The organism is Desulfovibrio sp. 1214_IL3152 (genome assembly GCF_036763055.1).
Classification (GTDB): domain Bacteria; phylum Desulfobacterota; class Desulfovibrionia; order Desulfovibrionales; family Desulfovibrionaceae; genus Desulfovibrio.
The window spans coordinates 1-7412 of sequence record NZ_JBAIYW010000224.1 but is presented as its reverse complement, the minus strand read 5'-3'; the positions used below and the strand labels follow the sequence as shown (position 1 = coordinate 7412).

7 protein-coding genes are annotated in these 7412 nt (G+C 57.4%); 4 read left to right on the top strand and 3 right to left on the bottom strand.

All coding sequences use genetic code 11. The features are described 5' to 3' along the window. Positions 1–319 precede the first annotated feature (319 nt). The 4 genes from glpX (at position 320) to V6C07_RS04775 (ending at position 4853) form a co-directional block, all read left to right on the top strand. The gene (glpX, locus tag V6C07_RS04790) at positions 320–1300 is read left to right on the top strand and encodes a class II fructose-bisphosphatase (protein ID WP_333535229.1); all 981 of its coding nucleotides are present in this window, start codon (positions 320–322) and stop codon (positions 1298–1300) included. A 57-nt stretch (positions 1301–1357) separates the two neighbouring features. Continuing rightward, on the top strand, positions 1358–1888 hold the full coding sequence (locus V6C07_RS04785) for a serine/threonine protein phosphatase (RefSeq protein WP_333535228.1): 531 nt from the start codon (positions 1358–1360) through the stop codon (positions 1886–1888). Positions 1889–2306: 418 nt separating this feature from the next. Continuing rightward, positions 2307–2855, top strand: a complete 549-nt coding sequence (locus V6C07_RS04780; RefSeq protein ID WP_333535227.1) for a V4R domain-containing protein — start codon at positions 2307–2309, stop codon at positions 2853–2855. Positions 2856–3827: 972 nt separating this feature from the next. After that, positions 3828–4853 (top strand): GGDEF domain-containing protein, encoded by a 1026-nt coding sequence (locus V6C07_RS04775; protein ID WP_333535226.1) that lies wholly within the window; start codon positions 3828–3830, stop codon positions 4851–4853. 531 nt (positions 4854–5384) lie between these two features. On the opposite strand, the gene V6C07_RS04770 is transcribed toward V6C07_RS04775, so the two are convergent. From V6C07_RS04770 to V6C07_RS04760, 3 genes are all read right to left on the bottom strand, one after another. Next, on the bottom strand, positions 5385–5948 hold the full coding sequence (locus V6C07_RS04770) for a tetratricopeptide repeat protein (RefSeq protein WP_333535225.1): 564 nt from the start codon (positions 5946–5948) through the stop codon (positions 5385–5387). A 484-nt stretch (positions 5949–6432) separates the two neighbouring features. Continuing rightward, positions 6433–7125, bottom strand: coding sequence for a (d)CMP kinase (cmk, locus tag V6C07_RS04765; protein ID WP_333535224.1), 693 nt, complete (start codon positions 7123–7125; stop codon positions 6433–6435). Continuing rightward, the coding region (locus tag V6C07_RS04760; RefSeq protein ID WP_333535223.1) for an aminotransferase class I/II-fold pyridoxal phosphate-dependent enzyme at positions 7122–7412 on the bottom strand (291 nt) is incomplete at its 5' end. The genes cmk and V6C07_RS04760, both read right to left, overlap by 4 nt.

Sequence of the window (7412 nt, the reverse complement as noted above, 5' to 3'; positions counted from 1 at the left end):
TCTGCCCACGGGCATTTACCACTTGAAATGCTCGCTTTCGGCAGGCAAAAGCCTGCCTGCTCGCATTTCGTGGCGAGGATTTTCCTGAAAATCCTCGCAGAGCAGTTAACTCATTTCATTCGTAAACTGCTCTAGCCCCAATTTGAGGAAGACCGGTTCGGACAAGATATTCCGGCATCCGCAGGCAGGGCAATGCCATGCGGGCCGATGGCGGCAGCGGAGATCCGGGCGGCAGCCCGGGGTTTTTTCTTGAAGCCGGCAGCGCGCTGGGGTAAGAGCAGTGTGTTGCACAACGCAGATATGAGTGGAGGAAGACATGGTGGAAGCACCGGAGAAAAATCTGGCCCTGGACATTGTTCGTATTACCGAGGCGGCGGCTCTGGCATCGGCCCGCTGGCTCGGACGCGGAGACAAGGAGGCCGGAGACGGCGCTGCCGTGGACGCCATGCGCATCAGTTTTGCCACTCTGCACATTGACGGCCTTGTTATTATCGGCGAAGGCGAAAAAGATAATGCCCCCATGCTGTACAACGGCGAAAAGGTGGGCATGGGCGCAGGCCCCAGTCTTGACGTGGCCGTTGATCCGGTAGAAGGCACGAGCCTGCTGGCCTACGGGCGACCCAACGCCATTTCCGTTGTGGGTGTGGCTCCCAGGGGCAGCATGTTCAACCCCGGCCCCAGCTATTATATGCAAAAGCTCGTGGTGGCGCGCGAGGCGCGCAACGTCATTGATCTTGACGCTCCCGTCAAGGTCAATCTGGCGAACGTGGCAAAAGCTATGGGCAAGACCGTGCAGGACCTTGTGGTTTTTGTGCTGGACAAACCCCGGCATGAAAAGCTTATTGCCGAAATCCGCGAGGCCGGAGCGCGTATACAGCTTCAGACGGACGGCGACGTGGCCGGTGCGCTCATGGCTGTGGATCCCCGCTCCGAAGTGGATATCATGATGGGTACGGGCGGCACTCCCGAGGGCGTGCTGGCTGCCTGCGCCATCAAGGGCATGGGCGGGCAGATGCTGGCCCGGCTTGATCCCCAGTCGTATGTGGAAAAAGAAGCCATCAACGAAACGGGCATAGACGCCCGCGAGGTGCTCACCGTCAACGATCTGGTGCGCAGCGACGACTGTTTTTTTGCCGCCACGGGCATTTCCGGCGGCGACTTCCTGCGCGGCGTGGGCTACAGCGCCAAGTACGCCGTAACGCATTCCCTGGTCTTGCGCGGCAAGACAGGTACGTTGCGGTATGTCGAGTCTTACCATAATATGGACAGGCTCTCGAAATTCAGCGCGGTTCGGTATTGAATGAATATTTTGTTGCGGATTTTCAGGATGTTCACAAGTTTTTCGACCTTGTCATGTATGAAAGGTCTCACGTCTGCAGGCGCTCTGGGCTTGCGCGCGGGAAGGGTGCTGGCGGCAGGGGCCGTCCTGCTGTGCCTGTTGTTTGCCCCGGCCCTGTCGGGCCAGGCGCATGCGGCCGCCGGGCAGGATAAAAAGGCGGCGCGGCAGACGGCTACGGTTTACGACAAGCAGCCGCCCGTGACGGAAAAGGAACTATTGAGCTTTCTGGATGTTCTGCCGCATTTTCGCGCCTGGGCCAAAGCCGGTAATGAAGAGGCACACCCTGTTCTGCGTAACGGCAAGGCAGATTTTATGTATTCGCCCAAGGCCGCTGCCTGGGTGCAGGAGCAGGGCTGGAATCCTGTGCGCTTTTTCTGCGTTATGGGAAGGATGGCTGCGGCTCTTGCCATTGTTGAAGAAGGAAACGACATGACCGGGGTGCGCTCCGGCGACATGCCTGAAGTTACAGAAAGCGAACTGGCGCTGGTCAGGCGGCATCTCGGGACCATGCTCAAGGTCAGCAATGACGCTCCGCCTATAATTCGCTGATCCGGCTTTTTCGCACGGTTCTGTTCCGGCTGTTTTTTCAGCACGGCGGGCGCTTCGCTTTTTGACAGCGGGCGGCTTGCGGGCTTTTGGTCCGCAGGCTGCCCGCTGTCGGCATAGAGAATTTTTATCTTGGAACTGCTCCGGGGCTGCGCGGGCCAATGCTCGTCATCAAGAAGCAGATTTCGCTTCAGCCTTTACCCCTGGCCGGGCTGCGGATGAAGACTGCGGCTCCAGGCATTGGGGTTGCAAAGCGCCGTCCCAAACGTCGCAGAACGTTGGGGCGGATTTTTCAAGTGCGAATATTTCCAGAGTCCAATGTGCTCTTGAGTACTCTGGGACAGAGACTTTTTTGTTTGCAGGGGTACGGCCAATGCTGCTAGCATGGGACACGGCACAGATTCTGTAAAAGGCGGTTTTTATGGCGACCCGGCGTTACGCATTCAGTTGGGATTTTGTTGGCAATGTGCGGGAAGGCCGGCCCAATCTCGGTAACAGCGCCCGTATCGAAGTATACCGGCTGTTCCAGTATACCATGCGCGATATTGTGGAACTTCGCTACGGCACTGAGGCGTCAGAAGAAATCATGCGCGAGTGCGGAGAGTTGGCGGGCCGCAAGTTTTGCGAAAGGTTCATTGGCCCGTGCGAAAATTTCGATGATTTTGTGGCTGTGGTGCAGAAAGCGCTGCTGGAATTCGGCATCGGCATTCTGCGGATAGAAACAGCGGACTATGAAGCGTCCCACTTTACCCTGACAGTGGCGGAAGATCTGGACTGCTCCGGCCTGCCTGACATGGAGCATACGGTCTGCCACTACGATGAGGGATTTCTTGCCGGAGTGTTGTTTTCCCATGCCGGGGTGAAATTTGACGTGCGCGAAATTGACTGCTGGTGCACCGGCGACCGCACTTGCCGGTTTGAGGCCATGCCCATGCAAAAAAAGCCGCGCACGGAAGAAACGTCAGATTGAACCGGCCAGTCCGGTTGGCGCCATGCGGCCAGAAAAAGCGGAAAGCCGGGCTGTTCGCGCAAGGGGCACCCCATGCGGAACACAGTGCAGCAGGCGATTTTATCTGTAATATCTCTGGCGCCTGCGCGGGCAAACGACCGCCTATGGGGTGGTGCAAGTCCGCTTCAGGTCTTGTCCGAAGGGCTTGCGGGTAAAAACAGCAGCACCTGCGTGTATTGCTGCCATTCGTAGCGGGCGATGTGTCACATTGATAATGTGGATTCTGAAGAAAACAGCGCTCGGGTTGCGCCACTGCATCAGCGGTTCCAGGCGTTGAATAGCCTGACTTGAGCGATATATTTTTTGTCACCACTACAATGGCGCAGTCGCGCAACTTCGCATTGACCGCCTTGGGAAAAATACCGGCCAGTGCGCGTTGCTGAAAAAAATTACCAAATAATGCGGTTTGTCGTCAGAGCAATGCTGAAAGAACATTGCTCTGACGCCTGCGCGAGCAGACGTCAGCCACGAAAGCATACGCACGGGCTGCCTGCGCAGCCAGACGCCGGGTTTTGCAAGCTTTGAGCATACAGATTCTCAAAGGCGACATGTTTTCTGTAGATCGCGGTTCCCCTATGTCACGCGGCGCGGTTGCCGTGCGTCCAGACAGAGGGGTCCGGCTGCGGCCGGAATGTTCGGAAGCCGCACACCCGCCACCGGTCTGGCGCTGTCCTGTTTGTCGCGCCTGATTCCGGTTCCGGGAAAGATTCCTCCGACGGGTTAGGGCAATTTCACCCTGAGGTTGCTCTGGCGGCTGCGCAGGCAGCCATCCGCCATCAAGTTACGCCAGCCTTACAGCCATGTTGCCCAAAGGCTCGGATGAAGGCCGCAGCGCATGCATGTACGCCGCTACACACTGGAGTGAGCGCCGCAACCCTTTGAGAAAATGTATTCTTAAAGGTAAAATGTTTTAAGCTACCGGTAGTAAATACTATGGATGATCCTGCGAATACCAGGGCCGCGCTCTTGAAAGACGTGGCCCTTGCGAACGAAGTCATAGGCCATGTGCATTCCATTCTGACCGGCGTTTCCGTCAGTGAAGCCCCCCTCCCGGAAAGGTTGCGCCAACTGGAAGGTATGGAAAACCTGCACAATCTTATATGGGGCATACGCGCACTGGCCCACAATCTGGGCAAGGGTGACCTGCATTACATGTCCAAACAGAGGGGCTTTGTCATAGGCTCTCTCAAGGCCCTTCAGTCAGACCTGCGCCACCTTACGTGGCAGGCCCAGTGCATCGCCAAAGGCGAATATCAGCACAGGATCAATTTTTTGGGCGACTTTTCCACGGCATTCAACAAGATGGTAGAAGAGCTGGACAAAAACGTTTCGGAACTGACCCGTCTTTCGCTTAAGTACAAACAGCTTTCGTTCATCGACCCCCTTACGGGGCTGCTCAACCGCCGCGCATTCATGGCCAAGGCAGAAAAAACGCTGGAACTGATCCGTGAGGAAGGATTGCCTGCAAGTATCCTTCTTGCGGATATCGACCATTTCAAAGCCGTCAATGACACGTATGGGCATGCCTGCGGCGATGAGGTGCTTGTGCGCTTCAGCCGCTGCATAAGCTCCTTTTTGCGCGAACAGGACCTGTGCTGCCGTTATGGTGGTGAAGAATTTGTCATATTTTTGCCCGGTGAAGAGCTGGCCGAGGCGTGCAGGCTGGGCGAAAAAATACGTTTGGCCGTGGAAGAGGCCGTCATGGATGAAGCTGCCATGCTCCACTGCGCTCAGGGGCGTACCAGGGACGGGCAGACGTCCAGCCCGCATTCCGGCGTCCCTCTGCGGATAACCGTGAGTCTTGGTGTCAGCAGACTGTGCCGGGACGAGACGTCCTGCTCGCCCTTGCAAGAGCTTGAAACCGGCATTGCAGAGGCAGACAGATGCCTGTACCAGGCCAAACACAACGGGCGCAACGCCGTGGTGTGCCAGGACGCGCTCTCTCTTTTTCAGGAATAGGCATTTCATTTTGAAAAGGCTGTGGCCGCTGCGTGAGCAGACACCACCGTGAAGCTAAGCGCTGTTCGCCGGCGCAGCTCATTTGCCCAGTTCGTGGATGGTTCATCGGGCAATTCACCGGTGCAGCCACTCGGTGCAATTTGTTTGCGCTTCCCGGCGGTGCAGCCCGTTGGCGCAGCTCATTTGCGCAGCCCGTCAGCACAGTTTATCTGACCGATTTATTTTCGCTTTTAAGCGTCTTCACGGGCGTACCGTAAATTTTGAGCATGACATTCTCAAAATCAACCCGCTCCAGCCCGCATGCAGGCGTCTGTGGTCCGGACGGCATAAACAAAAATCCCTGAAGAAACCTTCAGGGATTTTTCGCTTTGTTTGCGCTGGCGTACATGTAAACGGCATGATGTTTCAAGGGCGAACAGTGCCGTGTGTTCCCCGTTGAAAAGATTTTCCGGCCCCGGCGCCTGCCAGGGGCCGGAAAATCATGTGGGGAGGGGAGTATGTTTCGGCAGCGGCATGGCCCGGGGGCCATGGCTAGGCGGCCATGGTGTCGAAAAGTTCTTTGGCGCTGTTGTTGGCCGGGTTGGCGCCGAGCACTGCTTCAAGGTGCGTGCGGGCCTCTTCGCCACGGCCAAGGTAAATGAGGCAACCGGCCAGGGTGACGCGCACGGCCTCGGCTTCAACACCGGTGTTCAGGGTGTCTTCCAGGTAGGGCAGCACGTTTTCAACGCAACCCAACTGGTAGGCTTCACGCACAAGGCAGTTCAGCGCCACGATATTTTCCGCGTTCTTGTTGAGGGCACGGGCAAAGTTGTCAAAAGCGGCCTGATGCTGGCCCTGTTCCATATGGATCAGGCCGATGCCGCACAGGGCCTTGTCTGTTTCTTCCACCGAGGCGGCTTTCTGGTAAAGCACAAGGGCCTTGTCCAGATCGGCCCGCTGCACGGCCACGGTCGCCAGGCCGAGATAGGGGGCGTCGCTCTTGGTATTGCTGTTGGCGGCCTTGCGGTAATATTCTTCGGCCTTGTCAAAGTCACCCATGAACAGGTAGCATTCGCCCAATTCCTTATTGATCTCGTAATCCAGTTGACTGCTCATATCTTCCTCCCCAACTGAGGCTGGTTTGTGCAAGGCGCTGTATGCGCCATTGGCTTGCCCAGTGTTATGCACTGCTCATGCCAAAGTATTTTTTTTCAATAAAATCATGCTGATATTTTTTTATAAAGACGCCTTTTAAGGTAAATAGGCAAAGGCGTCCTGTTTGGAGCGCCAAAAGTCCGGCAGCACCCGGTGAAAAAGTGGCAGGTTTTGCCGCTGGCGGAGGGGCATGCCGGAAAAGCGAAAAAGCCTTTTGCAAAGCGCAAAAGGCTTTTTTGGGGGTATTTTTTGCTTTGAAACAGTTCCGGACTTCGTGGGCAGGTCCCTGCGGTAAAGGAGCAGCGCAATATATTTGCGCAGTTACGCACCGGAGCGGACGTCCGGGAAGCGTTGAGAATGGGTATTCTCAACGCGAAAATGCTATCGTCCGTCCGTGGGCCTGCGCTTTTCACGGAAGAAAGAAACGCGCTAAAACGGTCGCCCGCTATTCGTGCAGGCTCTGCGGCCCCCCGTGAACATTGATATGGTGCAGCATAACGCCGAGCACCCCAGAAATGTCCAGATGGGAGGTATCCACAATAAGGGCGTCAGGGGCGGGACGCAGTGGGGCCACGGCACGGTTGCGGTCCAGGGCGTCGCGCTGGCGTATCTGCTCCGTAAGGCTTGTCAGTTCGGCAGCCTCGCCTCTTTCCTCAAGGTCGCGCAGGCGGCGCATGGCCCGTACTTCCGGGGCGGCATCAAGAAAAAACTTGAATCGCGCATCGGGAAAGACCACGGTTCCCATATCCCGGCCTTCGGCCACCAGAGGGGAGCTTTCGCCAATGGCGCGCTGCGTCTGGCGCAGGATGTCGCGCACCACAGGCACTGTGGCTATGCGCGCGGCCAGCATTCCCACCTCTTCGGTGCGCACCTCGCCCCGCACGGCCACGCCGTTGCAGAACAGGGTAGACTGCTGTCCCATGCCTCCCAGACTGAACGTCCAGTGGGCGCAACGGGCGCGCAATTCTTCTTCCGGCAGCTTTTCCGCTCCTGCGCCCAGCTTGAGCGCCATGCAGCGAAACATGGCTCCGGTGTCCAGATAGGCAAGTCCCAGACTTTCCGCCATGCGGCGGGCCAGAGTGGTTTTGCCCACTCCGGCAGGGCCGTCCAGCGTGACCACAGGCAGGCGCGCGCTCATTTCGGCTCCCTGTTTTCAAGACAGTTGGCAGCGTTGTGGTGTTCGAGCAAGATGGCGTCCATAGCGGCCAGAAAGGCCCTGTTTTCATCCTTGCTGCCCACGCTGACCCGCAGGTGTTCGGGCAGGTTGTAACTCTTCAGCGGGCGGATGATGATGCCGCGCCGCAGCAGAGCCTCAAAACAGTCCTGGGCGCTCAGGGTGTTTTCCGGCAGCCTGAAGAGCACAAAGTTGGCCGCGCTGGGCCACACCGTGCATGTCAGTGCGGTCAGGCCCACGGTCAGGGCGTT

What these genes read in the sequence shown, in the direction of transcription:
- V6C07_RS04785 (WP_333535228.1), top strand. Translation starts at nt 1,358, where the DNA reads ATGAAAGGTCTCACGTCTGCAGGCGCTCTGGGCTTGCGCGCGGGAAGG.
- V6C07_RS04780 (WP_333535227.1), top strand. Translation starts at nt 2,307, where the DNA reads ATGGCGACCCGGCGTTACGCATTCAGTTGGGATTTTGTTGGCAATGTG.
- V6C07_RS04775 (WP_333535226.1), top strand. Translation starts at nt 3,828, where the DNA reads ATGGATGATCCTGCGAATACCAGGGCCGCGCTCTTGAAAGACGTGGCC.
- V6C07_RS04770 (WP_333535225.1), bottom strand. Translation starts at nt 5,948, where the DNA reads ATGAGCAGTCAACTGGATTACGAGATCAATAAGGAATTGGGCGAATGC.
- cmk (WP_333535224.1), bottom strand. Translation starts at nt 7,125, where the DNA reads ATGAGCGCGCGCCTGCCTGTGGTCACGCTGGACGGCCCTGCCGGAGTG.